The sequence below is a fragment of the Pseudomonas sp. VS40 genome, from assembly GCF_018587885.1.
Classification (GTDB): domain Bacteria; phylum Pseudomonadota; class Gammaproteobacteria; order Pseudomonadales; family Pseudomonadaceae; genus Aquipseudomonas; species Aquipseudomonas pergaminensis.
On sequence record NZ_JAGYWD010000006.1, the window covers coordinates 381,722 to 407,853 of the forward strand.

Sequence of the window (26,132 nt, forward strand, 5' to 3'; positions counted from 1 at the left end):
CGACTAGCGAAATTGCGCGAGGAACCGCAAGTCGTTGTCGAAGAACAGACGCAAGTCGTTCACGCCGTAACGCAGCATGGCCAGACGCTCAACGCCCATGCCGAAGGCAAAGCCCGAGAACTCTTCCGGATCGATGCCGGACATGCGCAGCACGTTAGGGTGAACCATGCCGCAGCCCATCACTTCCAGCCAGCCGGTCTGTTTGCAGACGCGGCAGCCTTTACCGCTGCACATCACGCACTCCATGTCGACTTCAGCGGATGGCTCGGTGAACGGGAAGAACGATGGACGGAAACGCACCGCCAGTTCCTTCTCGAAGAACACCCGCAAGAATTCTTCGATGGTGCCCTTGAGGTCGGCGAAGTTGATGTCGCGATCAACCAGCAGGCCTTCGACCTGGTGGAACATCGGCGAGTGGGTAATATCGGAGTCGCTACGGTACACACGGCCTGGGCAGACGATGCGGATCGGCGGCTTGTTCGCTTCCATGGTGCGGACCTGTACCGGCGAGGTATGGGTGCGCAGCAGCATGTTCGCGTTGAAATAGAAGGTGTCGTGCATCGACCGGGCCGGGTGATGGCCTGGGATGTTGAGCGCCTCGAAGTTGTGGTAGTCGTCTTCGACCTCAGGGCCTTCGGCGATGCCGTAGCCGATGTGGGTGAAGAACTGCTCGATACGTTCCAGAGTCCGGGTGATCGGATGCAGACCGCCCGAGGCCTGGCCACGGCCAGGCAAGGTGACGTCAATGGACTCAGCGGCGAGTTTGGCCGCAAGATCGGCCTCCTCGAGCGACGCCTTGCGCGCATTGAGCACCTCTGTAACACGCTCCTTGGCGACGTTGATCAGCGCACCGACTTGCGGACGCTCTTCAGCCGGCAAATTCCCCAGGGTCTTCATCACCTGAGTCAATTCACCTTTTTTGCCAAGGTAGTGAACCCGGATTTGCTCCAGGGCATTTACATCTTCAGCGCTTTGCACAGCCTCAAGGGCTTGAGCGACGAGCGCGTCCAGGTTTTCCATGTACAGACTCCAGATACAAAATAGGGGAAGAGCTTGAAGGCTCTTCCCCTATTTATGACGTTTAACACCTTGGGCTACAGCGTAACCCAGGGTGACTGTCGGGGGTACTTAAGCCAAGGTGGCTTTAGCTTTCTCGACAATCGCAGCAAACGCCGCTTTTTCGTTCACTGCCAGATCAGCCAGAACCTTACGGTCGATCTCGATGGACGCTTTTTTCAGGCCAGCGATGAAACGGCTGTAGGACAGACCGTTAACACGTGCACCAGCGTTGATACGAGCGATCCACAGAGCGCGGAACTGACGTTTTTTCTGACGACGGTCACGGTAGGCGTATTGGCCTGCCTTGATTACCGCTTGCTTGGCAACACGGAATACGCGTGAACGCGCGCCGTAGTAGCCTTTAGCAAGTTTCAGAATTTTTTTGTGACGTTTACGGGCAATGACGCCACGCTTTACACGAGCCATGAGTTACTTCCTCTATTCTTGATCCAAAAATTAACGAAGGCGCAGCATGCGCTCGACTTTTGCCACGTCAGACGGATGCAGCAAGCTGCTACCGCGCAGTTGACGCTTACGCTTGGTCGACATTTTGGTCAGGATGTGGCTCTTGAAAGCGTGCTTGTGCTTGATACCGTTAGCAGTTTTCAGAAACCGCTTAGCAGCACCACTTTTAGTCTTCATCTTTGGCATGTTCGGATACTCCGCATTCAGTTGATAAACATAATCAGAAGGCCTGCCGTGCCCTGTTGATTACTTCTTCTTTTTCGGGGCGATGACCATGATCAGCTGGCGTCCTTCCATCTTAGGATGCTGTTCGACGGAACCGTACTCGAGCAGGTCAGCTTCAACCCGCTTGAGGAGTTCCATCCCCAGCTCCTGGTGGGCCATCTCACGGCCGCGGAATCGCAAGGATACCTTGGCCCTGTCCCCATCACTCAGGAAACGTACCAGGTTGCGCAGTTTTACCTGGTAATCCCCTTCCTCCGTCCCTGGACGAAACTTGATTTCTTTTACTTGAATCTGCTTCTGGTTCTTCTTCGCCGCAGCAATCTGCTTCTTCTTTTCGAAGATCGACTTGCCGTAGTCCATCACCCGGCAAACAGGCGGGACTGCGTCGGCGGAGATTTCCACCAGGTCCAATTTGGACTCTTCAGCGATACGAAGCGCTTCATCAATCGAGACGATGCCAATCTGCTCGCCGTCAGCGCCAATTAACCGAACCTCGCGTGCCGAGATATTCTCGTTGATCGGGGCTTTCGGTGCAGCTCGTTTATCTTGTCTCATTTCACGCTTAATAATAATTACTCCGAATCTGGGCGACCACGCCGGGAAACCGCTTGCGCGAGGAACTCAGCGAACTGGGCGACGGGCATCGAGCCCAGGTCAGCACCTTCACGAGTACGCACAGCGACAGTCTGCATCTCGACTTCCCGATCTCCGATAACCAAAAGATAGGGAACCTTGAGCAAAGTATGCTCGCGGATTTTAAAGCCGATCTTTTCATTTCTCAAGTCGGACTTGGCACGAAATCCGCTTTCGTTGAGTGTTTTTTCAACTTCAGCGGCAAAATCTGCCTGTTTATCAGTGATATTCATGATCACTGCCTGGGTCGGAGCCAGCCACGCAGGGAATGCACCCTCGTAGTGCTCGATCAGGATCCCGACGAACCGTTCGAACGAGCCGAGGATCGCCCGGTGCAGCATAACCGGGTGTTTACGGCTGTTGTCTTCGGAGACGTATTCGGCTCCCAGACGGATCGGCAGGTTAAAATCGAGCTGCAGGGTACCACACTGCCAGACGCGGCCAAGGCAATCTTTCAACGAGAACTCGATCTTCGGACCGTAGAACGCGCCCTCACCCGGTTGCAGGTCGTACGCAAGCCCCGCACTGTCCAGCGCTGCAGCCAGTGCAGCTTCGGCGCGGTCCCACAGTTCGTCGGAGCCGACGCGTTTTTCCGGACGAGTGGACAGTTTCATTTCGACTTCGGTAAAGCCGAAATCGCGGTAAACATCCATGGTCAGCTTGATGAACGCGGCGGATTCAGCCTGCATCTGCTCTTCGGTGCAGAAGATGTGGGCGTCGTCCTGGGTGAAGCCACGCACGCGCATGATGCCGTGCAGCGCACCCGATGGTTCGTTACGGTGACAGGCACCGAACTCGGCCAGGCGCATTGGCAACTCGCGGTAGCTCTTCAGGCCTTGGTTGAACACCTGCACGTGGCATGGGCAGTTCATCGGCTTGATGGCGTAGTCGCGGTTTTCCGACTGGGTGGTGAACATGTTGTCGGCGTAGTTGGCCCAGTGCCCGGATTTCTCCCACAGGCTGCGGTCAACGACCTGAGGCGTCTTTATCTCCAGGTAGCCGTTTTCGCGTTGAACCTTGCGCATGTACTGCTCGAGCACTTGGTACAGGGTCCAGCCGTTCGGGTGCCAGAACACCATGCCCGGTGCTTCTTCCTGAAGGTGGAACAGGTTCAGGCGCTTGCCGATCTTGCGATGGTCGCGTTTCTCGGCTTCTTCGATACGCTGGATGTAGGCCGCCAGCTGCTTCTTGTCAGCCCACGCAGTGCCGTAGATTCGCTGCAGTTGCTCGTTTTTCGCATCGCCACGCCAGTAGGCACCGGACAGCTTGGTCAGCTTGAACGATTTGAGGAAGCGCGTGTTCGGCACGTGCGGGCCACGGCACATGTCGACGTATTCTTCGTGGTAGTACAGGCCCATGGCCTGCTCGTCCGGCATGTCTTCCACCAGGCGCAGCTTGTAGTCTTCGCCACGGGCGGTGAACACGTCGATCACTTCGGCGCGCGGCGTGACTTTCTTGATCACGTCGTAATCTTTTTCGATCAGCGCGTGCATGCGCTGCTCAATGGCAGCCAGGTCGTCCGGGGTAAAAGGACGCTCGTAGGCGATGTCGTAATAGAAGCCTTCTTCAATGACCGGGCCGATTACCATCTTCGCGGTGGGGTACAGCTGCTTGACCGCATGGCCAATCAGGTGCGCGCAAGAGTGGCGAATGATCTCCAGCCCCTCTTGATCCTTGGGCGTGATGATTTGCAGGCTGGCGTCGCTGGTGATCAGGTCGCTGGCGTCGACGAGCTTGCCGTCGACCTTGCCGGCCACGGTGGCCTTGGCCAGGCCTGCACCAATGGATGCGGCGACCTCGGCTACGGAAACCGAATGATCGAATGAACGTTGACTGCCGTCGGGAAGAGTAATAGTTGGCATGGCGCCTCCTCTCCTAGTGGTGACCCCTACCAAAGGTCACGTGGGTTGGGATGAGCCAGTACAAGATCCAACACCAGGCCGTTCAGTGATGAACGCCTGCCTTACAGCGGCAGGAGCCTTTCGGCCAACCGATAATCGAACCAGAGTGACTGGAGTGAGCTAAAAAGAACCTGGCAAGGCGGCAATTGGCACGCCTGAAGATAGCCAAGCGCAAGATGCTAGCACAGATGAACGGTCATCGCGGCGCTGCTATCTTGCGTAACGACAAAATCCGGCCTTTATAGCTGCAAAAGTGAACTTGAGCTGTACGCAATGCCTCAAACCCACTGAGAATCGCCGTTCGTCCTCGACCCAAAGGAGCATCCTCATGATGCGTTTTACCTCTACCCTCGCTCTCGCCGCTTCCCTGACCCTCCTTTCCCTCGGCGCGCAGGCAGCAGCCCCGTCGAACTGGCCAGCCGGTGCTCGCGACAGCTTCGTCAGCGATTGCAGCGCAGCTGCCAGCCAGAACGTAGACGTCAAAACTGCCAAAGCCCACTGCGAATGTGGCGCCGACAAGATCAACGCTGAATTGAGCACCGCCGAAATCAAAGAGCTCATGACCAACCAGAACGCCAGCCCAGAGCTTAAAAACAAAGCTGTCGCGGCTATTTCGTCCTGCAAAGTCGTGAAGAAAAAGTAAGATCTGCCACTGATCACACGGCTTTTTCACGGGTAAAACAGCCCGAAAACTGCCATTTCTCACAAATTACGCAGCTTTTACGGCTTTTTTTACCAGTTGATATTTCGAGCCAAAGCCCCGTAGATCGGGGCTTCCAGCCGAAAACGGTACTAAACGCAACGCTATTGATTAGCAAACAATGCCTTGGGGGGGCTCCCAAGCCGAACATTTCGACTATGATAGCCCGGTGTGCCCAGTTGGCCTGAGCAGCACAGCACTACTGAAAATATATGTTTCTTGGAGATACACCATGTCTAATCGCCAAACCGGCACCGTTAAATGGTTCAACGATGAAAAAGGCTTCGGCTTCATCACTCCTCAAGGTGGCGGTGACGACCTGTTCGTACACTTCAAAGCTATCGAAAGCGACGGTTTCAAAAGCCTGAAAGAAGGCCAAACCGTTTCCTTCGTGGCTGAGAAAGGCCAAAAGGGTATGCAAGCTGCACAGGTTCGCGGCGAGTAATTCTCCGCTGAGCTAAAAAAACCCCGTCCATGTGACGGGGTTTTTTATGGGCACTGCAAAAGCCTTGAATGACTTAGCCGCAGTTGACCCGCGTGATCACCAGGTTGTCATCGGTGTTCAGGTTCAGGCGGTCGGAGCGGTATTCCAGGGTAATCATGTCGTTGGGCTTGAGGATGCGTGCGTTCTGCGCACCGGCACGGGTGCGTGCCTGCTCCAGCAACTGGGGCGAAGCTTTCTGGCCGATCGTGAATTCGGCGGCCTTCGACTCACAGCGGCTATGACCGGCATCGGCCACGGCGGCGTCTTTGGCTGGCTCAGAGGCACCCGGGGTGCTGCAACCCGCCAACGCGAGTGCTGCCAACAAAGTACCGAATGATGCGAGCTTCCAAGGCATGAAGCCTCCTATGATAAAAAATGGACAGAGATCGTGCGACAGCGATTGGGCGGATTGGTTTCAAGACGTAAACCGCCGCTTGGCAAGTCTGCCTGACTCTCGGCAGGCATTCGCCCGGTCAATCGTGACCAGATATGAATGTATTCAGTAGATGTCGATGTAGTCGAACGCCGGCTTCGGCCAGTTTTCCTTCAGCGCATTGAAAATCTGCGTCACCCAGACTTCGTCGCTGGCGGCCACATTGCCTACGTACCCGGACCCCTTGGCCCAGGTCTCCAGGCGAAAGAGCAGCCCGTCGATGTCCACGCCACCCACGACCCTCCCTGAGGAGATGTAGGCGATCCCGGCCTTGGTCACCCGCAGTTGGGCATGTTCGTCGTCACTGGCACTGGCGAGAAGCTGGCGCACATTCGCCAGCGTCAGGTTCTCGGGGTTGTTCAAGTCGATCTGCACGTGGTGTTCCCCGGCAATTAAACAGGCGGACAGTGTCGCACAGCGCCGCCGTCATTCCGAATCGCCTCATGCCTAAGTATCAGTGCCAAACCCGATACAAAATGGTTAACTGGGCTGGTAAGAACCGCGTTCCAGCGCATTGCCCAGTACTTCCAGCCCCGTGAGACAGTCATGACCACCGTAACGCTCCAAGCCGACATCAAAGCCAAGTGGCCCCAAGGACAGAGCTCCTACAGCCCTGGAAGCCCAGAGGAATTGGCGATCATTGGTATCGACCTGCTGGTCAAGGAGCTAGGTACACAAGCGGCACAAGCGTTCATCGGCCAGATATTCGAGAAATATCCGGCCGATCACATGGGCGCACACGACCCCGAGCGCGAATAAGAACCGGCCGGCGAACGCCGACCGGTCAACACGTTACTTCAGGCGCGCCAGGCGCTCGGTCAGCAGATCGAAGAAGCCTTGGGCATCACCGTTTTCTACCCAGAACGCATTCTTCGGTTGTTTCAGGCCATCGTACCAGTCGACGATCGTCTGGCCGAAGGTCGGGCCTTCACGGCTGTCCACCACCACGTTGACTTCACGGCCGCTGAACAGCGATGGCTTGAGCAGGTAAGCAACGACGGTAGCGTCATGCACAGGACCGCCTGGAATACCGTAGTGCTCCATGTCGCCCTTGACGTATTCATTGAGGATATCGCCAACAACCTTGCTTGCGTTGTTCTTGAGGTCGGCGATCTTTTTCAGGCGGGCTTCGCTGGTCAGTACCTTGTGGGTCACGTCCAGCGGCAGGTAGGTCAGCTTGACACCGCTCTTGAGCACAATCTCAGCCGCAACCGGGTCGGCGAACAGGTTGAACTCCGCCACCGGTGTGATATTGCCGCCATTGAAGTGCGCGCCGCCCATCACCACCACTTCCTTGATGCCCTGGGTGATTTCCGGTGCCTGGGTCAGCGCCAGCGCCAGGTTGGTCTGCGGACCGAGCATGGCGATAGTGATGCTGTGAGGCTTGGCGGTGGTGAGGGTCTTGATCAGGTAATCAACGGCATTACCTTCAGCCAAGCCCTTTTTCGGCTCATGCACGGTGACGCCGGAAATACCTTCCTTGCCATGGATATTCTCGGCATAGATCGGCGTGCGCAGCAGTGGCGCCGGCGCCCCCGCGTACACCGGGATGTCCTCGCGCCCTGCCCACTCGCGGGCCAGGCGTGCATTGCGGGAAGTCTTGTCCAGGCGCACGTTGCCGGCGACGGTGGTCAGCGCACGAATGTTCAGTTCCTCCGGAGAGGCCATGGCAAACAGCAGCGCCACCACATCATCGGCGCCTGGGTCGGTGTCGATGATCAGGTCGATTTTTTCCGCCGCCTGGGCGCTTGCAGCAGTGAGTGCGGACAAAAGCAGAACACTCCGGAACAGGTTTTTCAGGGTGGGAAGACCATATTGCATAAAACACTCCTTGTCGTTGAGAACGCTAGAACGTTACGCCGGACACCAGCGCGATATTGCAGTAAGGCTGGCATTCGCCGGTGCGCACCACGGCGCGTGCCTTGTGGCTGAGCTGCTTGAACTCCTCATGACTGACCAGGCGCCGCTCACCGAGGGCCGCCTGCTCTGTGAGCGTATTGAGCTCGGCCAGCGCCGGTGGTTGCTTGAGCAGGATCTCTTCTGCCAGCACATGGCGCTCCACCTGCATTTCGCTGAGTACGATACGCAAGGTGCTGATGAAGTCCGGGATACCCTGGGTCAACGCCAGGTCGATCAATTCGACGCCCGGCGGGACTGGCAGGCCAGCGTCGCCGATCACCAGGATGTCACCATGCCCAAGCGAGGCGATGACACGCGACAGGGCGATATTGAGCAGAGGTGTCTTTTTCATGAGGGCACAAAACCTTGTACGTCGTGCAGCGTTGGAATAGAGGGTTGCGCGCCGGCACGGGTGACTGACAGCGCCGCCGCGACCTGGCCAAAACGGATGGCCTCGGCCTCGCTTTTGCCATTGGCCAGTGCCGCCGCAAAGCCGCCGACGAAGGTGTCGCCCGCGGCCGTGGTGTCGACCGCCTTGACCTTTGGCGCCAGCAGGTGCTCAAAGACCTGGCCGTCAGTGAACAACGCGCCTTGAGCCCCCAGGGTGATGATGACTTTGCCGGCGCCCGCCTGGATCAGTTGGGTCGCCGCCGCCTTGGCGCTGTCAATGGAGTCGACCGTCACGCCACTCAGTGCGGTGGCCTCGCTTTCATTGGGGATCAGGTAGTCGATCGAGGCATACCACTCAGCCGGCAACGGTGCGCTGGCCGGTGCCGGGTTGAGGATCACCGTCTTGCCCAGCTCACGACCGCGCTTGAGGGCGTAGCCCACCGTATTCATCGGCACTTCCAACTGGCAAACGATCACGTCAGCCGCTTGCAGCACCGCGTCAAACGCCTGCAACGAGGCAGGTGTCAGTTCGCCGTTACTGCCTGCCACAATCACAATCGCGTTCTGGCTGCTGTCATCGACCACGATCAGGGCCACGCCACTGGAACCGTCCACGGTACTGACGGCCTGGCAATCGATGCCCTCCACCGTCAACGCGTCACGCAATTGGGTGCCGTAGGCATCGGTACCGACACAGCCAATCATCGACACATCGGCACCCAGGCGTGCGGAGGCTACCGCCTGGTTCGCGCCCTTGCCGCCGGGCACGGTGGAGAACGTCTGCCCGATCAAGGTTTCACCGGCACGCGGCAACCGGCTCGCGCGAGTCACCAGGTCCATGTTCAAGCTGCCTACTACCACTACTTTTGCTGGCATACATCAGTACTCATCAATTCGGTTCAGCGGTATTGGGCGAACGTACCGGCGACAGGCGCCGTCGACTCACGCAATACGATGCTCGGCGTCACGATGCGTTGATCGATCGGCAGTTGGGGTGTCGCAATTCTTCGCAGTAAAAGTTCGGCCGCCGTCTCGCCCAACTGCACGATCGACTGCCCGACCGTGGTCAACGCCGGGTAGACGTAACGGCCCATTTGAATGTCATCGAAACCGATCACCGAGAGCTCGCCCGGCACACGGATATTGCGCTCTGCTGCGGCGCGCAACACACCGAAACCAATCATGTCGTTGCTGGCAAAAATGGCACTCGGCGGGTTGTGCGCCAGCAGCTGCACCGCGGCGGCATACCCGCCGGTGCTGGTAAAGTCGCTTTCCTGGATGCGATTGGCCGCCACTTCCACGCCCGCCTCGCGTAATGCGCGGTGATACCCCGCCAGACGCATTTGCGCGACACGGGTATGGGCAGGGCCGCCGATGCAAGCAATGTCGCGATGACCGAGTTCGAGCAAGTGCCGGGTCGCCAGGTAGGCGCCCTCCTCGTGATCGATACGCACCAGGTCCACATCAATACCATCCAGCGCCCGGTCGACGATCACCATGGGCGTGCGTACCGCGCTCAACCCAGCGGCAAGGCCGCTGTCGTCGCCGCCGACCGAGGTCACGATCAAGCCGTCGATGCGCTTTTCCAGCAATACGCGCAAATAGCTGCGCTGCTTTTCAGCGTTGTCGTCGGAGTTGCAGAGGATCACGCAGTAACCGTTACGCTCGCAGTAATCCTCGATGCCGCGGGCCAGTTCCGCAAAATACGGGTTGAGGCTGTTGGGCACCAGCAGACCGATGGTGGCCGTGGTCTTGGCCTTGAGCGAACGCGCGACGGCACTGGGCACGTAGTCGAGTTGCTTGATCGCCGCCTCAACCTTGATGCGCACCGGTTCACTGACCGGGCGCGTCTTGTTCACCACATGGGACACCGTCGTGTAGGAAATACCTGCAAGCGCTGCCACATCCTTGATCGTTGCCATGGTTCAGCCTCGCCGACTGGCGCGCTGGCTGCGGTAGGTATCGAGGACCACGGCGATCACGATCACGGCACCCGTGATGATGCGTTTCGTGGGTTCCGTGGCACCGATCTGCGCCAGGCCAGCCGCCAATACCGAAATAATCAACACACCAAAAAAGGTACTGATCACCGAGCCGCGCCCGCCCATCAGGCTGGTGCCGCCGATCACCACGGCTGCAATCACTTGCAGTTCCAGGCCGGAACCGGCGTTCGGGTCCGCCGCTTCCAGGCGCGAAATCTGGAACAGCGCGGCCACACCGGCCAGCAGGCCCATGAGGCTGAACACCAGGATCTTGTAGGGCTTGGGATTGATCCCGGCCAAGCGCACGGCCTCTTCGTTGGTGCCGATACCAATCAGGTAACGACCAAACACAGTGCGGGTCAATACCAGCTGCGCGGCGATGATCACCAGCAAGGCGATGATGAATGACGGCGAGATACCAAAGGCAATCGGGTTGGACAGCCAGGCAAACGAATCACCGATGTAAGCGGTACGCGAGCCGGTCATTTGGTACGCCACGCCACGGGCCATTTCCAGCACGCCCAGGGACACGATAAACGACGGAATGCGCCAGGCCACGGTGATCGAGCCGGTGATGGTACCGGCCAATGCCGCGCAGCCCATGCCCAGCACGGCCGCCGGCAATACGCTCCAGCCCCAGCCGAGAATCGCTACGCTGACCGCCGACGCCGCCAGTGCCAGCACCGAGCCCACCGATAGGTCGATTCCGCCGATGATCAGGATGAAGGTCATGCCCACCGCCAGCACCATCAAGTCCGGTATCTGGTTAGCAAGGGTGCTGAAGGTGTCATAGGACAGGAAGTGATCGCTGAGCACCGAGAACAGCGCAATCATCGCCAGCAAAGCACCCGCCAAGCCCAGGTAGGTGCCCAGGCCGTAGAAGTTGCCGCCAGTCTTGCCGGGGGAAGTTGTGGTTTTCATGGGGTATCCCTAAGCACTGCGTCGTTGAGCAGCGCATCACGTTTCTGATAGCCGGCGAAGGCGGCGGCGAGCAATTCGTCTTGGGTCCAGCTGTCGCGCTCGAACGTCTCGATCAAGCGCCCGGCAGACAACACACCGATGCGGTCGCAGATCAGCATGAGTTCACGCAGATCACTGGACACCACCACCAGCGCTTTGCCCTGGCGGGTCAACTCGCCCAGCAAGGCATAAATATCGAACTTGGCACCCACGTCGATGCCGCGGGTTGGCTCATCGAACAGCATCACCGAGCAGTCGCGCTCCAGCCAGCGGCCAATCACCACCTTCTGCTGGTTGCCGCCGGACAATTCGGAAACCAACTGCGCCGGACTGGAACTGCGGATGCGCATGGCGTCGATCTGACGCTTGGCCAGGGCGGTTTCGTCGCGGCTGTTGACCACGCCACCGCCGGAGATCTCCGGCATATTACCCAGGGCAATGTTGGCGCTGATGGACTGGGTCAGCAACAGGCCTTCACCCTTGCGGTCTTCGGTGATCAGGGCAATGCCATGGCCTACCGCGTCCACGGGCGAGCGGATGCTCACGACCTGGGCTGGCGAACCAAGCGCCACAGTACCGCTGTCGGCCAGGTCGGCGCCAAAGATCAGCCGCAACAACTCAGTACGCCCCGCACCGATCAGGCCGGAGATACCGTAGATCTCACCCGCGCGCACCTCGAAGGACACATCGCGGACCTTGTCCGAGCGAGTGAGGCCTTTTACCGTCAGGGCTGGACCACCAATGGAGCGCGGGCCCAGGTCGATGTGTTCGCCCAGCTCGCGACCGACCATCAAGGTGACCAGTTGCTCGCTGTTGTAGTTGGCCATCGGCTCGACACAGACCAGCTTGCCGTCACGCAGTACCGCAATACGTTGGGCAACACGGGCCAGCTCTTCCAGCCGGTGCGAAATATAAATGATCGCCACGCCCCGGGCCTGCAGGCGCGTGATTTGTTCAAACAGCATCTCGACTTCACGCGCCGTGAGCATGGCCGTGGGTTCGTCGAGGATCAGTACGTGACAATCGCCGATCAGGTTGCGGGCGATTTCGACCATCTGCTGATGACCAATACCCAGGCTGCCAACCAGCGTATCGGGGTCGATGGCGTCCAGGCCGACCTGGGCCATGGCCTCGATCGCGGCCTTGCGCAGTTGCTTTCGGCTAATCCAGCCACAGTGGCTGGGCAGGTTGTCCAGGAACAGGTTCTCGGCGACGGTCAGGGTCGGCAGCAGGTTGAGCTCCTGCATGACCATGCGCACGCCCAGCTCTTCGGCCTGGGTGCGGCTGCCAGGGCGGAAATCCTGGCCATTGAACTGCATGTGCCCGGTGGTCGGTGTGACCAGCCCGCCGATGATCTTCGACAAGGTACTTTTGCCTGCACCGTTCTCACCGGTCAGCGCCAGCACTTCCCCGCGATTGAGCGTCAGGGTGATGTCGGACAGAACCGGCTGGGCATAGGTCTTGCCGATACCGCTGACCGAGAGGACAGCGTTCGGGGCGGAAGATGACATAGGAAAATCTCCAGGCGCCCGCTCAGGACGAGCGGGCGCTGTTGGGTGCTGCCAGGATTACTTCTTGAGGGCGAGTTCGACCGGGGTTTCGATCACGCCATCTTTGGCATCGACTTTCTCACCCTTGACCAGCTTGAGCGCATTCTGGATACCGAACACGGCTTGCTGGGCAGCCGCCTGGTCGGCGGTCGCCAGTACACGGCCGTCCTGCAGCATCGGCTTGATGGCTTCGATGTTGTCGTAGCCTACGACCAGCACCTTGCCAGCCTTGCCGGCCGCACGCACGGCGGAGACCGCGCCCAGGGCCATGTTGTCGTTACCGGCCAACAGCGCCTTGAGGTCCGGGTACTCGCTCAGCATGGCGGATGCCACTTTCTGGCCCTGGTCGATTTCCCAGTTGCCGGACTGAGTGGAAACGATCTTCATGCCGGCAGCGTCCATCGCATCCTTGTAGCCTGCGGTACGTTGCTGGGCGTTGGTGGTCGTCGGCACACCTTCGATGATGCCAACCTTGTCACCCGAGGCCAGTTGCTTGGCCAGGTAGTCGCCCACCAACTTGGAGCCTTTGCGGTTGTCCGGGCCTACGAACGGAATATCGAGATTCTTGCTCTTGAGCACATCCGGGTCCAGGCGGTTGTCGATGTTGACGACCTTGATGCCGGCGTCCGAGGCTTTCTTCAGCACGGTGACCAGCGCCTTGGAGTCGGCAGGTGCGATGACGATGGCGTTGACCTTGGCGAGGATCATCTGGTTGACGATGTCGATCTGTGCGCTGGTATCGGTTTCGTTCTTGATCCCGTTAGTGATCATGTCGAAATCGGCGGCGTGTTCTTTCTGGTACTTCTTGGCACCGTCTTGCATGGTGACAAAGAATTCGTTGGCGAGGGATTTCATGACCAGGCCGACCTTGGGTTTGGCGGCATCATCAGCAAATGCAGAGGAGAGAGGCAGGGCAGCGGATGCGGCGGCAAGCACAGCGACAGCAAGAAGACGTCCAGCAAATGGCAGCTTCATGGGTTCACTCCGATCTTATGATTATTGTGAGCAACGCTTGCACCGAAGAGCGCTTCGGCAGCCTTCCCACCCGGGTGGCTGATACGAGCTGTCACGATACTCCAGGCGTGTTCCGTGAAACATCTCGCAAACGTTTGCGTTAGTCAAACTATGAGAACCTTGTCGAGATTTGTCAACGGTTGAAAACAGCCTTTCATCCACGCTATCCAACCCTCCCCCTCGCCTGGCAAAGTGGCGTATTAAACATTCCCCCCCTGCCGGTCGTTCTCTAAAACGACAGGCAACTTCGTGTCACTCGGCCAATCTCCAAGCCCCTGGCGCCACTTTTTTCGGACATCCGAACACAATACAGCCAGATGTTCGGAAAGCCGGACACCTGCACGACCGGCCACCCACAAAAAACAATATAACTTGTTATAAATCAGTAATTTATTTTCTAACCGCGAATACGATCAGCCTGGTATAGATCCTGCTCTACTCCATCACCTCGTGGCATTCAGAACCGCCCGGGTGTTCTAGATGAACCTGCTACAGCACTCATCAAAAACCAGAGAGAAAAATAATGAAACCTGCACTGAAGACTTTTGTTCCGGGCGCGTTAGCCCTCCTGCTGCTGTTCCCCCTTGCCGCCCAGGCAAAGGAAGCTGAAACCAAGACTAAACTGTCCAACGTCGTGATCCTTGCCACGGGCGGCACCATTGCCGGCGCTGGCGCCAGCGCGGCCAACAGTGCCACCTACCAGGCCGCCAAAGTCGGCATCGAGCAATTGATCGCCGGTGTTCCTGAGCTTAGCCAGATCGCCAATGTGCGTGGCGAGCAAGTGATGCAAATTGCGTCCGAAAGCATCAACAATGAAAACCTGCTGCAACTGGGTCGCCGCGTCGCCGAACTGGCCGACAGCAAGGATGTGGACGGCATCGTGATCACCCACGGCACCGACACCCTGGAAGAAACTGCCTACTTCCTGAACCTGGTGGAGAAGACCGATAAGCCGATCGTGGTGGTCGGTTCCATGCGCCCAGGCACCGCCATGTCGGCTGACGGCATGCTCAACCTGTACAACGCTGTGGCAGTGGCCGGCAGCAAGGATGCACGCGGCAAGGGCGTGCTGGTCACCATGAACGACGAGATCCAGTCGGGTCGCGACGTCAGCAAGATGATCAATATCAAGACCGAAGCGTTCAAGAGCCCATGGGGCCCACTGGGCATGGTGGTTGAAGGCAAATCCTACTGGTTCCGCCTGCCTGCCAAGCGTCACACCATGGATTCGGAATTCGATATCAAGAACATCAAGAGCCTGCCGGATGTCGAGATCGCCTATGGCTACGGCAACGTAAGCGACACCGCCTACAAGGCCCTGGCTCAAGCCGGCGCCAAAGCCATCATCCACGCTGGTACCGGCAACGGCTCCGTGTCCTCCAAAGTCGTACCTGCCCTGGTGGAACTGCGTAAGCAAGGCGTACAGATCATTCGCTCTTCCCACGTGAATGCCGGCGGTATGGTCCTGCGCAACGCCGAACAGCCTGACGACAAATACGATTGGGTCGCTGCACTTGACCTGAACCCGCAGAAAGCCCGCATCCTGGCCATGGTCGCCATGACCAAGACCCAGGACAGCAAAGAGCTGCAACGGATTTTCTGGGAATATTGATCCCTAGTTTTTCCCCGTAGGTGCGAGCTTGCTCGCGAAGGTCGTTAACGATGATGCGATGCGTCTGGTTTAACCCGTCGCCCTCAAGCCTCTCGCGAGCACGCTTGCACCTACAACTCCCCTCCCCCGCCCCTACAAAATTGCCTGAATTGCTGTCAGACGAACTTCCTGAAGTTTAAGCAGTTGCGAAATCGCCTACAGTTAAATACTGTATTTGCGTACAGCTTATTAAGGAATACTCCGTGGCAAAGTCCTCTTCCGCAGTGCCAACCCCGCCCGATGCCTATGAACGCCTGGCCATCCGCGTGCAAAAGATCATCAACTCGACCCATGCCCAGAAAGCCAAGGCAGCCTTGATCTTCCGTTTGCCGGATGAACCAGAGGATGAGTGGGCGCGTTTGCTGGAAGAAATCGCGGAGAACGATAACGTCACCCTCGCCTATCGGGACGACGGCGGTGTGCAGATTTTCTGGGTTGTACCGAAGGAAGATTGATTTAATGAGCGTCCGTTTTATCGCTGTTTGCTGTCTGTTTTTTGCCGTTACCGCCCACGCCCAGGCACCCCGAACGTTCAGCGAAGCCAAGAAAGTTGCCTGGAAGCTCTACGCCCCGCAATCCACCGAGTTCTATTGCGGCTGCAAATACACCGGCAACCGCGTGGACTTGAAAGCCTGCGGCTACATCCCGCGCAAAAACGCCAACCGCGCTGCGCGCATTGAATGGGAGCACATTGTACCGGCCTGGCAGATCGGGCATCAGCGCCAGTGCTGGCAAGATGGCGGGCGCAAGAACTGCACGCGCCACGATGATGTGTTCAAGCGTGCCGAAGCCGACCTGCACAACCTGGTGCCGAGCATCGGCGAGGTCAACGGGGACCGTAACAACTTCAGTTTTGGCTGGCTGCCAGTGCAACGCGGGCAGTACGGCTCATGCCTGACCCAGGTGGACTTCAAAGCCAAGAAGGTGATGCCACGCCCATCCATCCGGGGAATGATCGCCCGCACGTATTTCTACATGAGCAAGCAGTACGGCTTACGCCTGTCAAAACAGGATCGCCAGTTGTACGAAGCCTGGAACAAGACCTACCCGGTGCAGGCCTGGGAACGCCAGCGCAACCAGACCGTGGCGTGTGTGATGGGGCGCGGCAATGAATTTGTCGGCCCGGTGAACCTTAAAGCCTGCGGTTGAATGTGTGCGGGGCTCGCGCCCCGCCAGGCTATTACTGGGCGGCCTTGTGCTCAATGATCTCTGACACCGTGTCAGTTTTCTTCGCCCGGGCCATCTTCTCGTTAAGCAGCGTCTGCTTGGCCTCGGCCTCCGCCTTGGATGCGAACGGCCCCAGCAGGACTTCATCCTTGCCGTCCATCTTCACGATATAAAAATTGAAACCATGTTCCAGCAACCAGGCCGTGAGGTCGGTGATTGCCTGCAGCTTGTGGTCGGGCGGGCCTACCCGGATATCCCATTCCTGGGCGGCAATTGCGCCGGTTTGAGGCTGGCTTTCAGTCACGGCAGGCTTGGCCTTCGGCGCATCGACGCTTTTGCCTTCACCGCAACCGGCCAATGCCAACACCGCAATTGCCATCGCTACTTTACGCACTGCCCTGCTCCTTCAAAGATAAAGAGGCGACTTTATCATTCACTGTCTATTCTGGCCGTCATAAACGTTGGCTTAAACAATGCGAATCATGTATCGCAGACCTGTATGATGCCGCCATGGGAATTAATGTCGCCTCTATGCGTCCTAAAAGAGGCAGTCACAGGGAAGCGCTTAGCAGTAAGCTACACACATCCGACACCTGCCCTGTCTGAAACATGTGTCCTTAAAAGTAATCAAGGAGAAGTCCATGCTTATACTCACCCGCAAAGTTGGTGAAAGCATAAACATCGGTGATGACATCACGATCACCATCCTGGGCGTCAGCGGCCAGCAAGTACGAATCGGCATCAACGCACCCAAGGATGTTGCCGTGCATCGCGAGGAAATCTACCAGCGTATCCAGGCTGGCTTGACTGCTCCGGACAAAAACCAGACACCTTGAAGCCCCCTCAGTAGCCAGCCCTTTCGTTCACGGTAACGGCTGGCGAAAACTCCTTCAGACTGTTCTTGTCGTTGTTGCGTGACGGACGCTCCCCCAGTACATCTTCATGGAAAGATGAAACTGTCTTCACGCCTGGAACTTGTTGTTTCATACACGGCCGAATCTCTTGACTGACACTCAGCTATCCGTGTGCATTCAGGAGCACGTTGATGAGGCCTAAGACCACACCGCCACTTGCCTACAGGTCATGGATGATCGCCTTATTGATAGGCCTGGTCTTCATGGGGCTGGCTTATGGCTTGAGGTATGCAATAGAGGGCGCTGAGGCTACCGACCATTCCTGGCTGGACCTGGCGCTGCTGCTTTGCGGGTACCTGTTCCTATTCTGTCTCCAACCTATCCAGAAAGCTGTGCTGCGTCGATTGAGCCAGCGAGCGGCACGCTGATGCCACGCGTTTCGCTATCAGATAACCGGTATTTACAGCGCCACAGCAGGACCTATGCTTGGACATGCATGACCAGTCAAAGGCGCCGATACAGATGGATACCCTGAGTAAATCCCAAATCGAATCTGCTCTGGCAGCCCGCCTGCCAAGCTATAAGGTGACCTGCACCCTGCACGCCGACGGGACCCTTTCAGCCGTACTCAGCGGCCCGGAAACCGACCACTTCGCAATTACGGGAATCGTGCGCGCGCATTATCGCGGGCCGGAAGCCATTGCTCGGCTGGCCAATGAGATCCTCAGGGAAATGGTGATGTCACGCCAGGGCATGCGCAATGATCGAATGCAGCCCACCACCCCAGCCAACGCCGAACAAGGCCGAGACCGATAAGGAACTCGGCCTTCTTGTATCAGCCCGCTCGGTTCTGCACGCACAACAAGCCTTGCGCGTCGCGCTGTACGTTGAGGTGTGCGTACCCGGCAATCGTAGGATGCTCGGTCTCCATCGGCGTGTGATGCGTCGACGTCACCACCATTACGTCCGCCCCGGCTGCCTCCCCCGCACGAATACCCACCGCCGCATCTTCAAACACCAGGCACTCCTGCACCGGCACGCCCAGGCGTTGCGCGCCCAGCACGTAACACGCGGGGTTCGGCTTGCCGATGGCAACGTCTTCTGCCGTCACCAGCACCCCCGGCGGCGCAATGCCCGCCGCTTGCAGTCGACGCAACGCCAGTTCCCTGGGTGCCGACGTGACCAGCGCCCATTGGTCGCCCGGCAGGCTGTTCAGAAAATCGACGGCACCGGGAATCGCGACAACACCCTCGACATCATTGAGCTCAGCCTCGGTAATCCATTGCGCCTCCACCTCGGGATCGACGCCGGGCAATGCCTGGCGCGTGATGGTATCGATCGCGCGGGCACCGTGAATGGTCTTCAAGAACGCCGCCACATTCAGGCCGTGGCGTTCGGCCCAAATGCTCCATACCCGCTCGGCGGCGGCGATGGAGTTGAGCAACGTCCCATCCATATCAAACAGAAAGGCACGGTAATGGCGCTTGAATACGGCTGAACCTCGGATGGACACTGCGTGGCTTCCTCGTGGGCTGTAATAAATAATCGGCCCGATGCAATCTACGGATCACCTCGCTGCTTGTAAACGCTACCGACAGCGATTGCATTACAGGTTTGTAATCAAGCTGTAAGTCTTGCCGGCACCCTCACTTCATACAGTGGAGTCGTCAGTCACCCACATCGGATGACGCTACTTCCTACTGATGAAAAGGGTCCCCCATGAAAGCTGCAAGTAAACTCTGCCTGATCGCCGCCAGCCTGTTGATGCTGGGTACCGGCACCGCCATGGCGAGCACCGTCACGCCGGTCAAAGCCAATAACGTGGTGCTGGTGCACGGTTCCTGGGCTGACGGTTCAAGCTGGTCCGAGGTGATCACCCGTCTCCAGGCCGCTGGCCTGCACGTCACGGCCGTGCAGAACCCCCTGACCTCGGTGGCCGACGATGTCGCCGCCACCAACCGTGTGCTTGACCAACAAGATGGCCCCACGGTGCTGGTCGGCCATTCCTATGCCGGCACCGTGGTCAGCGACGCCGGGGTCAACCCCAAGGTCAGCGCCCTGGTGTACGTCGCCGCGCGTGCACCGGATGCCAACGAAGACTTCGTCGCGCTCTCGGCCAAGTACCCGACCATGCCGGTGCGCGCCGGTGTCGAAGACCACGGCGGCTACCTCACCCTGAGCCAGGACGCCTTCCTCAAGTACTTTGCCGCCGATGTGCCACGCGCCAAGGCCCTCGAGCTCTACGCCGTGCAGCAACCCATCACCAAGACCCTGTTCAGCGGCCGCACCGTCAATGCCGCGTGGCACACCAAGCCGTCCTGGTACGCGGTGTCGGCAAATGACCAGACCATCAACCCGGACCTGGAGCGCTTCCTCGCCAAGCGCATGAACGCCACCACCATCGAGCTGCCTTCGAGCCACTTGTCGCTGGTGTCCCACGCCAAGGAAATCACCGACCTGATCCTCGAAGCCTCTGGCCGTCAGCCCTGAGTCCTGCATTACACATTTGTCATCATCCTGTTGGTTGGCTGTTCGGGGAGCCTGGTTACTGTGAACTCACTGCCACGACCTGGCAGCCAACCCTTTAAGAGAGATACCACCATGAAACTGTTTATCCTCGGCTTTGCCGCTTTGCTCGCGACCGGTTCCGTGCTTGCTGCTGAACCTGTGATCCACGACAAGACCGGCTTTTTCGTACACCTGGATGTGGCCAAAGTGCTGTCGAGCACCGACACCTACGGTCAATGCGGCATCGTCCCGGCACGACTCGACTACCTGGACAGCCAGGGCCGCGAACACGTGCTGGACTACCAGGTCCAGGGCATTGGTTGCGCCAGTGACAATTGATCGGGCTACACTTGCGCCACGCATTGAAACAGGGCACTTCCCATGAACATTCTCGTAGTCGAAGACGAACCCAAGGCAGGCAATTACCTGCTCAATGGCCTGCAGGAATTGGGCTACTCCGTCAGCCTCGCCCGCGACGGCGTGGACGGCTTGCACCAAGCCCTGGAAACGCCGTTCGACGTGATCGTGCTGGACGTGATGATGCCCAAAATGGACGGCTGGGAAGTGCTGCGCCGCCTGCGCAAGGAAGCCGATACGCCGGTGCTTTTCCTGACGGCCCGCGACGACATTGCCGACCGCATCAAGGGCCTGGAACTGGGGGCCGATGATTACCTGATCAAGCCGTTTTCCTTCGCCGAACTGGTGGCACGCTTGCGTACCCTGACCCGTCGCGGCCCGAGCCGGGACGAGGAACAACTGCAAATCGCCGACCTGCAAATCGATGTACTGAAGCGCCGTGTCACCCGCGCCGGCACCCGCATCACCCTGACCAACAAAGAGTTCGCCCTGTTGCATCTGTTCGCGACTCATCAGGACCAGGTGCTCTCCCGCTCGCTGATCGCGTCGCGAGTGTGGGACATGAACTTCGACAGCGACACTAACGTGGTAGACGTAGCCGTGCGGCGACTGCGCTTGAAAATCGACGATCCTTTCCAGCTCAAACTGATCCACAGCGTGCGCGGCATCGGCTACCGCTTCGATACCCAGCCATGAGCAAACCTCGCCATTACTCCCTGACCCTGCGCCTGGCGTTGATCTTCGCCCTGCTCGCCTTCGCCTTGCTGGCGACCCTCGGTGTGGCACTGTATCGCGAGCTGGAGCGGGAATTGATCATGCGTGACGACGCGGCGTTGATCTACCGCATCGATCAGTTGCGCAACTTGCTCAATGACAGCAACACCCTGGACCTGATCAAGACCAAACCGGAACTGTTCCAGAACATGCTGGGCAACCGCGAATCGGTGCTGAGCATCGCCGCGCCAGGGCAGAAGCCATTGCTGACGGTCAACCCCGGCAATATCGAGCTGCCTGCCGTGCCGCCGGTCCCCAAACACCATGAACTGACGTTCGCCGACGTGCACCATTTTCCCGGCATCAATGGCGTACCTCTCGCCACCGTGGCCGCGTCCATCGACTCCGGTGACCTGGGCAGCCTGCAAGTGACTACGGGGCGCCTGATGACCGAGCGCACCGCCGTGCTCGCCAGCTATCGCTTGAGCGTTTATATCCTGGCGAGCATTGCCGCCATCATCCTGGCCGTGGTGGGTTACTTGTTCGTCCATCGTGGGCTGTTACCGCTTCGCCGCCTGGCACGGCATGCCCAGGGCATTGGTGTCGGCAACCTTGCCGAACGCCTCGACAGCCACGGCGCGCCGAAAGAGCTGCTGCCGATGATTGATTCGTTCAACACCATGCTTGAGCGGCTGGCCAAGGGCTTTGTGCAACTGGGCCAGGTGTCCACCGACATGGCCCATGAGCTGCGTACGCCCATCAATAACCTGCTGGGGGAAACCCAGGTCGCCCTGCAACAGAACCGCAGCATCGAGAGCTATCAGCAACTGCTGGCGTCCAACGTTGAAGAACTTGAGCGCCTGGCGCGGATGCTCGACAACATGCTGTTCCTGGCCCGAACCGACCCGGCCAGCGCCCTGCGCCAGCGCCAGGAACTCTGCGCAGCGGACGAGGTGGAACGCATCGCCGAGTACTTCGAGGGTTTGGCGGGTGATGTGGACATCAGCATTCAGGCCGAAGGTGACGGCATGATCTGGGCGGAACCGATGCTGCTGCGCAGGGCGCTGGCGAACCTGTGCGCCAACGCCGTCAAATATGGTGCGCCGGGGACAACACTGGAGATCCGGGCGATTCCAAGTGCCGAAGGCATTCACCTGAGAGTCAGCAATCGAGGCGAAACCATCGCCGCCGAGCACCTGCCGCGACTGTTCGAACGGTTTTACCGGGTGGATGAGTCACGGGAACGTTCGGCGCAGTCCAATGGGTTGGGCTTGTCGATCGTGGCGACCATCATGCAACTGCATAACGGCCGTTACAGCGTGAGCAGTGATGCGGGGGTGACGTGTTTTGAGCTGTACTTTCCGAAACGCGAAAACTGAACGGCGAACGCCCAGTGTTATTTTGCAAAGGTTTGTCGCTTACGGTTGGACTGAAGCCACACTATTCTCATTTCCAAGGGGCTCAAGGCAGAGCCGGCAACCGTCGACAAATGGAGATTCGGAAATGGAAATACGTTTAGGTTTACTGGAAAAGGGGCTGGCTGAAATGAATGAGAAGCTGATCACCGTTTCGAGCAAGGCAGACGCCATGGATAAGCACTTCGCGTCCAAGGCAGACCTCGCAACCACTGAACTGAACCTTATCAAGTGGTACGTGGCCACTGCCTTCGCAATGACAGGCCTGGCCTGCGCCATCACCTTCGGGCTCACTCGACTGTTTGCAATTTGAGAAGCGTCGGGCCGGTCAGCTGACTTGCCCGCCCGCTTCTTTCGTGTCCACCGGTGTATGCCACGCCGTCAGTACAGCCGTCTGCAATCCCGCGACCATCGTATCCAGCGCCATCGAGGGCCGCTGTGCTCCCGCCACCTGTTCCGGCAAAAGCGGTACGTGGATAAACCCACTGCGTATCCCAGACCCTACGAGCGCATGCTGCAACAGATAAAAAATCTGATTACACACGAACGTCCCTGCCGTCTGCGATACCGAGGCCGCGATTCCCGCTTCGCGCACGGCCTTGACCATCGCCTTGATCGGAAGCGTCGTGAAATACGCCGCCGGGCCGTCAGCCACCACTGCCGTATCGATTGGCTGCTCGCCGAGGTTATCGGGGATGCGTGCATCGTTGATATTGATCGCCACCCGTTCGACTGAGATATCGCTACGCCCTGGCCCCAGGCCAGTGGCGATCACCATCGCTGGGCGCAGCTCGTCGATCAACTGACTCAGGCGCTCGCCAGCGGTGGCAAATGCACAAGGCAGGCGGCGCGCAACAATCTGCGCATCGACGCCCAGTGGCACGCCGTCCAGTTGGCGCACCGCTTCCCAGGACGGGTTCACCGGGTCTTGATCAAAGGGTTCAAACCCCGTCAGCAGTATGATTTGCATCCTGGCCTCACATCAGCAGGTAAAGCAGCACAATATTGACCACCAGCATCATCAACGCAGTTGGCAGCTGAGCCTTGATCACTGCGTTCTTGTCCGGCAGCTCGAGCAACGCCGCCGGCACGATATTGAAGTTGGCGGCCATCGGGGTCATCAGGGTACCGCAGTAGCCGGAGAACATGCCGATCGCCGCCATCACCGCCGGATTACCGCCGTAGATACCGACCAGCACCGGCACCCCGACGCCGCCGGTCATCACCGGGAACGCCGCGAAGCCATTCCCCATGATCACCGTAAACAACGCCATGCCCAGCACGTAGACCATCACTGCCACCAACTTGTAATCCAGGTTGATATAAGTGGTGGTGACATGCGCGACAGCCGTGCCGACCCCGGCTTCGTTAAACAGCAAACCCAGCATTGCCAGCATCTGCGGAAGCACCATGGCCCAGCCAAGCGCTTCAGTCAGGCGACGGGACTCGCGCAAGGCCTGTACCGGCGTATCACGGGTCAGCCAGCAAGCCAGGCCCAGGGCGATCAGGCAGCCGATGCCCAGGGACACAAAGGTGGTGTTTTTCGGGTCCAGCAGCGGGACGCCGCCGATCTCGGTGTGCTTGAGCAATACCGAGCCGATCACGGTGGTCAGGGGAATGGCCAGCGCCGGGATAAACAGCTTATGACCCAGGCGGCCGGCACTGGCACGGGATGCCTTGTCATGCAGTTCGGCATGTTTGCCACGGCCAACACCGCCCATGCCGGCGATCAACGCCATCACCACGACACCAGCGCCGATGGCCACTGAGGGCAGACGCTCGCCGATCAGGAATGGAATGGCGAACAACAGCCAGAACAGTGCCGTGGACCAGCGCTTGGGATGGGTCCGGTCCATCACGATCATGCCTGCCGTGATCAGCAGCAGAACCCCGGCCAGCCAGTAAAGGTATTGAATGGAAATAATCATTGCGCGGCCTCCACGGGGGTGGCGGCAGTCGTCATCTCACGGGTGAGCCTTCGGTCGAACCGATGCAGGCGGATGGCGTGGATGATGAAGGCGCAGATCGCTGTCGGAATCCCCCACACCGCAATGTGCAGTGGCTCCACATCAATGCCCGAACCGAGCAGGAAGGTGTGCATCAGCGCGATCGCGCCAAAGGCGACAAAAATGTCTTCACCAAAAAACAGCCCGACGTTGTCCGTCGCGGCGCACATGGCCAACACCTTGTGACGCAACTTGTCTGGCAGCTTGCCGTAGCGTTTCTCCGCCGCGCCTTCGGCCATAGGTGCCAGCAGTGGACGCACCATCTGCGGGTGCCCACCCAGGCTGGTCAAGCCCATGGCGGCCGTGGATTCGCGCACAAACAGATAGATGATCAACAAACGCCCCACCGTGGCGCGCTCGAACCGCGCAATCCAGTTCTGCGCATGCAGGCGCAGCCCGTGACGCTCCAGCAGGCCGATGACCGCCAGGGGCAATAGTAGAATCAATTGCAGGGCACGGGTTTGAAGGAAGCCATCGCCCATGGTGGCGAGGATTTTTTCCAGCGGGAAATGAGCGGCAAACCCGGTGGCTATAGCGGCGGCGGTCACCACCAGCAAAGGGTTGAAGCGCAAGACAAAGCCAACCACGATCACAAGTACGCCGATCAACGGCCATAAGTTCACAACAGTTTGCATGGCGGTGAGGTCCTTAAGTGCGCGCTGCGGCGCCATTACAGCAGGATGTGAACAAAGGGTTCACAGCAAGAAGTGGCGTGCAGTCGGCTCGGTTTTTTATTGTTGACCCGAAAGGTCGAGCGTCAGTGGCGGCAACTTTGCTGCCTGGAAGCGGGAGGTGTCCAACAAGAAAAATTGTTGCTGCGAACCAATAAATTTTGTCGGTGATGCCACACCGCGCATGTAACGAGATGTGGACAGACCGGCAGGGATTCGCGCATCTTAGCGCCGCCTGTTTATCAGGCACGCGCCTCAAATCATTACACCCCTCCCGATTACTGTTGCGGATATGGAAATTCAATGAAAACCCAAAAGGTCCTGATCGCCCTCTCCTGCGCTGCTGCGTTGTCCATGCTGGGCGGTTGCGCCGCCAAGGTAAAAAGTGGCGGCAGCGCCGCACTGGCGATCCCGGAATCCGCGAAACATAACCTCGTGGTCAGCATCAAGGGCGAAGGACAGGTCGAGCAAAACCCGGACTGGAACCTGCTCAAGCGTGACTGGAACAACGCGCTGCAGGTCGAAGCTCGGCAGGCCGGCTTCAGTGTCACCGAAAGCCCCGCAGTGGCGCCGAGTGGTGAAGACGGCGTCGGCATTAACATTAATGTGAGCAAGTTCCGCTACATCGAGCCGGGTTCACGCTATGTCGCCGGTGCATTGGTCGGCAACGCCTGGGTGTTCTCCCGCGCCGACTATTCCGACCTGAAATCCGGCGCACCGATTGGCTCGCGCACCTACGACACGTCATCCTCCGCCTGGGAAGGCATTGCCTCGGCCATGACTCAGAAGCAGGTGCAGGCGATTGCCAAGCAGATGATCAGCGATATCAAGAGTGCAAAGGCCAAGTAAACCGCCGCTGTGAGCGAACTCCTCGAATGTATCTGGAAGCTCATCGGCGTCGTGCTCAAGCTGCTTGAGTTCGCGGGCGACTACACACCACCGCGGCGAAAACGCGTGTTCTCATTGGGGTTCGTGATGTTTTTGCTGCTGGTGGCGGTCGTTGAACTGGCGCTGCTGCAGTTTTTTCTTGGCGGTAGCGGCTAAGGCTGCCGCCCGGTATCTTCAGGCCGAAGCGACCTTCATTGAACAAGGGC

General features: G+C 58.7%; 35 protein-coding genes. 16 read left to right on the forward strand and 19 right to left on the reverse strand.

Translation table 11 applies throughout. The features are described 5' to 3' along the window. Positions 1-3: 3 nt before the first annotated feature. The 5 genes from pheS to thrS all read right to left on the reverse strand — a co-directional run bounded on the left by pheS (position 4) and on the right by thrS (position 4,244). Positions 4-1,020, reverse strand: coding sequence for a phenylalanine--tRNA ligase subunit alpha (gene pheS / locus KHP07_RS20055; RefSeq protein ID WP_003192486.1), 1,017 nt, complete (start codon positions 1,018-1,020; stop codon positions 4-6). A 108-nt stretch (positions 1,021-1,128) separates the two neighbouring features. Continuing rightward, complete coding sequence (gene rplT / locus KHP07_RS20060) at positions 1,129-1,485, reverse strand: 50S ribosomal protein L20 (RefSeq protein WP_002553161.1); 357 nt, start codon at positions 1,483-1,485, stop codon at positions 1,129-1,131. 30 nt (positions 1,486-1,515) lie between these two features. Next, positions 1,516-1,710, reverse strand: a complete 195-nt coding sequence (gene rpmI, locus KHP07_RS20065) for a 50S ribosomal protein L35 (protein ID WP_002553160.1) — start codon at positions 1,708-1,710, stop codon at positions 1,516-1,518. Between the two features lie 60 nt (positions 1,711-1,770). Next, complete coding sequence (infC, locus tag KHP07_RS20070) at positions 1,771-2,322, reverse strand: translation initiation factor IF-3 (RefSeq protein WP_169850653.1); 552 nt, start codon at positions 2,320-2,322, stop codon at positions 1,771-1,773. Next, positions 2,322-4,244, reverse strand: coding sequence for a threonine--tRNA ligase (gene thrS, locus KHP07_RS20075; RefSeq protein WP_025857830.1), 1,923 nt, complete (start codon positions 4,242-4,244; stop codon positions 2,322-2,324). The genes infC and thrS overlap by 1 nt, the downstream gene beginning before the upstream one ends. A 367-nt stretch (positions 4,245-4,611) precedes the next feature. Between thrS and KHP07_RS20080 the strand changes: the two genes are divergently transcribed. Together KHP07_RS20080 and KHP07_RS20085 are read left to right on the forward strand one after the other, a co-directional pair. Next, positions 4,612-4,926, forward strand: coding sequence for a hypothetical protein (locus KHP07_RS20080; protein ID WP_016978147.1), 315 nt, complete (start codon positions 4,612-4,614; stop codon positions 4,924-4,926). Positions 4,927-5,215: 289 nt separating this feature from the next. Further along, on the forward strand, positions 5,216-5,428 hold the full coding sequence (locus KHP07_RS20085; RefSeq protein WP_003234260.1) for a cold-shock protein: 213 nt from the start codon (positions 5,216-5,218) through the stop codon (positions 5,426-5,428). A gap of 73 nt (positions 5,429-5,501) precedes the next feature. On the opposite strand, the gene KHP07_RS20090 is transcribed toward KHP07_RS20085, so the two are convergent. Further along, on the reverse strand, positions 5,502-5,822 hold the full coding sequence (locus KHP07_RS20090; protein ID WP_025857833.1) for an I78 family peptidase inhibitor: 321 nt from the start codon (positions 5,820-5,822) through the stop codon (positions 5,502-5,504). A gap of 144 nt (positions 5,823-5,966) precedes the next feature. After that, positions 5,967-6,275 carry a hypothetical protein gene (locus KHP07_RS20095; RefSeq protein WP_071492213.1) on the reverse strand — a complete coding sequence of 103 codons (309 nt, stop codon included), beginning with the start codon at positions 6,273-6,275 and terminating at the stop codon, positions 5,967-5,969. 171 nt (positions 6,276-6,446) lie between these two features. On the opposite strand from KHP07_RS20095, the gene KHP07_RS20100 reads away from it, so the two are divergent. Then, positions 6,447-6,659 (forward strand): hypothetical protein, encoded by a 213-nt coding sequence (locus KHP07_RS20100; protein WP_010209115.1) that lies wholly within the window; start codon positions 6,447-6,449, stop codon positions 6,657-6,659. A gap of 33 nt (positions 6,660-6,692) precedes the next feature. Here the strand turns inward: KHP07_RS20100 and KHP07_RS20105 are convergent, their stop codons facing one another. The 7 genes from KHP07_RS20105 to KHP07_RS20135 are packed head-to-tail and all read right to left on the reverse strand — an operon-like array spanning position 6,693 to position 13,656. Beyond that, entirely contained in the window at positions 6,693-7,721 is a 1,029-nt protein-coding gene (locus KHP07_RS20105; protein ID WP_078049392.1) for a nucleoside hydrolase, read from the reverse strand. A 25-nt stretch (positions 7,722-7,746) separates the two neighbouring features. Then, a complete protein-coding gene (rbsD, locus tag KHP07_RS20110; RefSeq protein WP_078049393.1) occupies positions 7,747-8,151 on the reverse strand; it encodes a D-ribose pyranase in 405 nt (134 codons plus the stop codon). Next, positions 8,148-9,065, reverse strand: coding sequence for a ribokinase (rbsK, locus tag KHP07_RS20115; protein WP_214497873.1), 918 nt, complete (start codon positions 9,063-9,065; stop codon positions 8,148-8,150). Before rbsK ends, rbsD begins: the two co-directional genes overlap by 4 nt. 23 nt (positions 9,066-9,088) lie before the next feature. Then, on the reverse strand, positions 9,089-10,111 hold the full coding sequence (locus KHP07_RS20120; protein WP_078049395.1) for a LacI family DNA-binding transcriptional regulator: 1,023 nt from the start codon (positions 10,109-10,111) through the stop codon (positions 9,089-9,091). 3 nt (positions 10,112-10,114) lie between these two features. Further along, the gene (locus KHP07_RS20125) at positions 10,115-11,092 is read right to left on the reverse strand and encodes an ABC transporter permease (RefSeq protein WP_010209107.1); all 978 of its coding nucleotides are present in this window, start codon (positions 11,090-11,092) and stop codon (positions 10,115-10,117) included. Beyond that, the gene (locus tag KHP07_RS20130; RefSeq protein ID WP_058426259.1) at positions 11,089-12,642 is read right to left on the reverse strand and encodes a sugar ABC transporter ATP-binding protein; all 1,554 of its coding nucleotides are present in this window, start codon (positions 12,640-12,642) and stop codon (positions 11,089-11,091) included. The genes KHP07_RS20125 and KHP07_RS20130 overlap by 4 nt, the downstream gene beginning before the upstream one ends. 57 nt (positions 12,643-12,699) lie before the next feature. Further along, positions 12,700-13,656 (reverse strand): sugar ABC transporter substrate-binding protein, encoded by a 957-nt coding sequence (locus KHP07_RS20135; RefSeq protein WP_214497874.1) that lies wholly within the window; start codon positions 13,654-13,656, stop codon positions 12,700-12,702. 562 nt (positions 13,657-14,218) lie between these two features. Here KHP07_RS20135 and KHP07_RS20140 point away from each other — a divergent pair. From KHP07_RS20140 to KHP07_RS20150, 3 genes are all read left to right on the forward strand, one after another. Further along, entirely contained in the window at positions 14,219-15,307 is a 1,089-nt protein-coding gene (locus KHP07_RS20140; protein WP_214497875.1) for an asparaginase, read from the forward strand. Between the two features lie 242 nt (positions 15,308-15,549). Next, a complete protein-coding gene (locus KHP07_RS20145) occupies positions 15,550-15,801 on the forward strand; it encodes a DUF1654 domain-containing protein (protein ID WP_177409445.1) in 252 nt (83 codons plus the stop codon). 4 nt (positions 15,802-15,805) lie between these two features. Next, positions 15,806-16,495, forward strand: coding sequence for an endonuclease (locus KHP07_RS20150; protein WP_078049398.1), 690 nt, complete (start codon positions 15,806-15,808; stop codon positions 16,493-16,495). A gap of 31 nt (positions 16,496-16,526) precedes the next feature. Here KHP07_RS20150 and KHP07_RS20155 read toward each other — a convergent pair whose 3' ends face one another. Beyond that, entirely contained in the window at positions 16,527-16,892 is a 366-nt protein-coding gene (locus KHP07_RS20155) for an SPOR domain-containing protein (RefSeq protein ID WP_032864195.1), read from the reverse strand. Positions 16,893-17,154: 262 nt separating this feature from the next. Here KHP07_RS20155 and csrA point away from each other — a divergent pair, with 262 nt between their 5' ends. From csrA to KHP07_RS20165, 3 genes are all read left to right on the forward strand, one after another. Then, positions 17,155-17,349: a carbon storage regulator CsrA gene (gene csrA / locus KHP07_RS20160; RefSeq protein WP_003192511.1), complete on the forward strand. Its 195-nt coding sequence runs from the start codon at positions 17,155-17,157 to the stop codon at positions 17,347-17,349. 209 nt (positions 17,350-17,558) lie between these two features. After that, complete coding sequence (locus KHP07_RS29590; protein ID WP_099492562.1) at positions 17,559-17,795, forward strand: hypothetical protein; 237 nt, start codon at positions 17,559-17,561, stop codon at positions 17,793-17,795. Between the two features lie 94 nt (positions 17,796-17,889). Next, positions 17,890-18,183, forward strand: coding sequence for a DUF1652 domain-containing protein (locus KHP07_RS20165; RefSeq protein WP_078049402.1), 294 nt, complete (start codon positions 17,890-17,892; stop codon positions 18,181-18,183). A gap of 19 nt (positions 18,184-18,202) precedes the next feature. Here the strand turns inward: KHP07_RS20165 and KHP07_RS20170 are convergent, their stop codons facing one another. After that, complete coding sequence (locus KHP07_RS20170) at positions 18,203-18,880, reverse strand: HAD family hydrolase (RefSeq protein WP_214497876.1); 678 nt, start codon at positions 18,878-18,880, stop codon at positions 18,203-18,205. Positions 18,881-19,086: 206 nt separating this feature from the next. Here KHP07_RS20170 and KHP07_RS20175 point away from each other — a divergent pair, with 206 nt between their 5' ends. The 5 genes from KHP07_RS20175 (at position 19,087) to KHP07_RS20195 (ending at position 22,674) form a co-directional block, all read left to right on the forward strand. Beyond that, entirely contained in the window at positions 19,087-19,857 is a 771-nt protein-coding gene (locus tag KHP07_RS20175; protein WP_214497877.1) for an alpha/beta fold hydrolase, read from the forward strand. Positions 19,858-19,968: 111 nt separating this feature from the next. Further along, entirely contained in the window at positions 19,969-20,214 is a 246-nt protein-coding gene (locus tag KHP07_RS20180; RefSeq protein WP_046035329.1) for a DUF2790 domain-containing protein, read from the forward strand. A gap of 42 nt (positions 20,215-20,256) precedes the next feature. Then, positions 20,257-20,928, forward strand: coding sequence for a heavy metal response regulator transcription factor (locus tag KHP07_RS20185; RefSeq protein WP_010209090.1), 672 nt, complete (start codon positions 20,257-20,259; stop codon positions 20,926-20,928). Then, positions 20,925-22,325 (forward strand): heavy metal sensor histidine kinase, encoded by a 1,401-nt coding sequence (locus KHP07_RS20190; RefSeq protein WP_214497878.1) that lies wholly within the window; start codon positions 20,925-20,927, stop codon positions 22,323-22,325. Before KHP07_RS20185 ends, KHP07_RS20190 begins: the two co-directional genes overlap by 4 nt. Positions 22,326-22,449: 124 nt before the next feature. Next, positions 22,450-22,674 (forward strand): hypothetical protein, encoded by a 225-nt coding sequence (locus KHP07_RS20195; protein ID WP_025857852.1) that lies wholly within the window; start codon positions 22,450-22,452, stop codon positions 22,672-22,674. 15 nt (positions 22,675-22,689) lie between these two features. On the opposite strand, the gene pcp is transcribed toward KHP07_RS20195, so the two are convergent. The 3 genes from pcp to KHP07_RS20210 are packed head-to-tail and all read right to left on the reverse strand — an operon-like array spanning position 22,690 to position 25,002. Further along, the gene (pcp, locus tag KHP07_RS20200; RefSeq protein WP_214497879.1) at positions 22,690-23,331 is read right to left on the reverse strand and encodes a pyroglutamyl-peptidase I; all 642 of its coding nucleotides are present in this window, start codon (positions 23,329-23,331) and stop codon (positions 22,690-22,692) included. 7 nt (positions 23,332-23,338) lie between these two features. Beyond that, positions 23,339-24,289 (reverse strand): DUF979 domain-containing protein, encoded by a 951-nt coding sequence (locus tag KHP07_RS20205; protein WP_078049409.1) that lies wholly within the window; start codon positions 24,287-24,289, stop codon positions 23,339-23,341. Then, positions 24,286-25,002 carry a DUF969 domain-containing protein gene (locus KHP07_RS20210; protein WP_078049410.1) on the reverse strand — a complete coding sequence of 239 codons (717 nt, stop codon included), beginning with the start codon at positions 25,000-25,002 and terminating at the stop codon, positions 24,286-24,288. Before KHP07_RS20210 ends, KHP07_RS20205 begins: the two co-directional genes overlap by 4 nt. A gap of 339 nt (positions 25,003-25,341) precedes the next feature. On the opposite strand from KHP07_RS20210, the gene KHP07_RS20215 reads away from it, so the two are divergent. Together KHP07_RS20215 and KHP07_RS20220 are read left to right on the forward strand one after the other, a co-directional pair. Continuing rightward, on the forward strand, positions 25,342-25,887 hold the full coding sequence (locus KHP07_RS20215) for a DUF4410 domain-containing protein (protein ID WP_214497880.1): 546 nt from the start codon (positions 25,342-25,344) through the stop codon (positions 25,885-25,887). Between the two features lie 9 nt (positions 25,888-25,896). Further along, positions 25,897-26,082: a hypothetical protein gene (locus KHP07_RS20220; RefSeq protein WP_078049412.1), complete on the forward strand. Its 186-nt coding sequence runs from the start codon at positions 25,897-25,899 to the stop codon at positions 26,080-26,082. Positions 26,083-26,132: the final 50 nt, after the last annotated feature.

Coding starts and splice junctions, on each gene's coding strand:
- pheS (WP_003192486.1), bottom strand. CDS start 1,020: ATGGAAAACCTGGACGCGCTCGTCGCTCAAGCCCTTGAGGCTGTGCAA.
- rplT (WP_002553161.1), bottom strand. CDS start 1,485: ATGGCTCGTGTAAAGCGTGGCGTCATTGCCCGTAAACGTCACAAAAAA.
- rpmI (WP_002553160.1), bottom strand. CDS start 1,710: ATGCCAAAGATGAAGACTAAAAGTGGTGCTGCTAAGCGGTTTCTGAAA.
- thrS (WP_025857830.1), bottom strand. CDS start 4,244: ATGCCAACTATTACTCTTCCCGACGGCAGTCAACGTTCATTCGATCAT.
- KHP07_RS20080 (WP_016978147.1), top strand. CDS start 4,612: ATGATGCGTTTTACCTCTACCCTCGCTCTCGCCGCTTCCCTGACCCTC.
- KHP07_RS20085 (WP_003234260.1), top strand. CDS start 5,216: ATGTCTAATCGCCAAACCGGCACCGTTAAATGGTTCAACGATGAAAAA.
- KHP07_RS20090 (WP_025857833.1), bottom strand. CDS start 5,822: ATGCCTTGGAAGCTCGCATCATTCGGTACTTTGTTGGCAGCACTCGCG.
- KHP07_RS20100 (WP_010209115.1), top strand. CDS start 6,447: ATGACCACCGTAACGCTCCAAGCCGACATCAAAGCCAAGTGGCCCCAA.
- KHP07_RS20105 (WP_078049392.1), bottom strand. CDS start 7,721: ATGCAATATGGTCTTCCCACCCTGAAAAACCTGTTCCGGAGTGTTCTG.
- rbsD (WP_078049393.1), bottom strand. CDS start 8,151: ATGAAAAAGACACCTCTGCTCAATATCGCCCTGTCGCGTGTCATCGCC.
- rbsK (WP_214497873.1), bottom strand. CDS start 9,065: ATGCCAGCAAAAGTAGTGGTAGTAGGCAGCTTGAACATGGACCTGGTG.
- KHP07_RS20120 (WP_078049395.1), bottom strand. CDS start 10,111: ATGGCAACGATCAAGGATGTGGCAGCGCTTGCAGGTATTTCCTACACG.
- KHP07_RS20125 (WP_010209107.1), bottom strand. CDS start 11,092: ATGAAAACCACAACTTCCCCCGGCAAGACTGGCGGCAACTTCTACGGC.
- KHP07_RS20130 (WP_058426259.1), bottom strand. CDS start 12,642: ATGTCATCTTCCGCCCCGAACGCTGTCCTCTCGGTCAGCGGTATCGGC.
- KHP07_RS20135 (WP_214497874.1), bottom strand. CDS start 13,656: ATGAAGCTGCCATTTGCTGGACGTCTTCTTGCTGTCGCTGTGCTTGCC.
- KHP07_RS20140 (WP_214497875.1), top strand. CDS start 14,219: ATGAAACCTGCACTGAAGACTTTTGTTCCGGGCGCGTTAGCCCTCCTG.
- KHP07_RS20150 (WP_078049398.1), top strand. CDS start 15,806: ATGAGCGTCCGTTTTATCGCTGTTTGCTGTCTGTTTTTTGCCGTTACC.
- KHP07_RS20155 (WP_032864195.1), bottom strand. CDS start 16,892: ATGGCAATTGCGGTGTTGGCATTGGCCGGTTGCGGTGAAGGCAAAAGC.
- csrA (WP_003192511.1), top strand. CDS start 17,155: ATGCTTATACTCACCCGCAAAGTTGGTGAAAGCATAAACATCGGTGAT.
- KHP07_RS29590 (WP_099492562.1), top strand. CDS start 17,559: ATGAGGCCTAAGACCACACCGCCACTTGCCTACAGGTCATGGATGATC.
- KHP07_RS20165 (WP_078049402.1), top strand. CDS start 17,890: ATGGATACCCTGAGTAAATCCCAAATCGAATCTGCTCTGGCAGCCCGC.
- KHP07_RS20175 (WP_214497877.1), top strand. CDS start 19,087: ATGAAAGCTGCAAGTAAACTCTGCCTGATCGCCGCCAGCCTGTTGATG.
- KHP07_RS20180 (WP_046035329.1), top strand. CDS start 19,969: ATGAAACTGTTTATCCTCGGCTTTGCCGCTTTGCTCGCGACCGGTTCC.
- KHP07_RS20185 (WP_010209090.1), top strand. CDS start 20,257: ATGAACATTCTCGTAGTCGAAGACGAACCCAAGGCAGGCAATTACCTG.
- KHP07_RS20190 (WP_214497878.1), top strand. CDS start 20,925: ATGAGCAAACCTCGCCATTACTCCCTGACCCTGCGCCTGGCGTTGATC.
- KHP07_RS20195 (WP_025857852.1), top strand. CDS start 22,450: ATGGAAATACGTTTAGGTTTACTGGAAAAGGGGCTGGCTGAAATGAAT.
- pcp (WP_214497879.1), bottom strand. CDS start 23,331: ATGCAAATCATACTGCTGACGGGGTTTGAACCCTTTGATCAAGACCCG.
- KHP07_RS20205 (WP_078049409.1), bottom strand. CDS start 24,289: ATGATTATTTCCATTCAATACCTTTACTGGCTGGCCGGGGTTCTGCTG.
- KHP07_RS20210 (WP_078049410.1), bottom strand. CDS start 25,002: ATGCAAACTGTTGTGAACTTATGGCCGTTGATCGGCGTACTTGTGATC.
- KHP07_RS20215 (WP_214497880.1), top strand. CDS start 25,342: ATGAAAACCCAAAAGGTCCTGATCGCCCTCTCCTGCGCTGCTGCGTTG.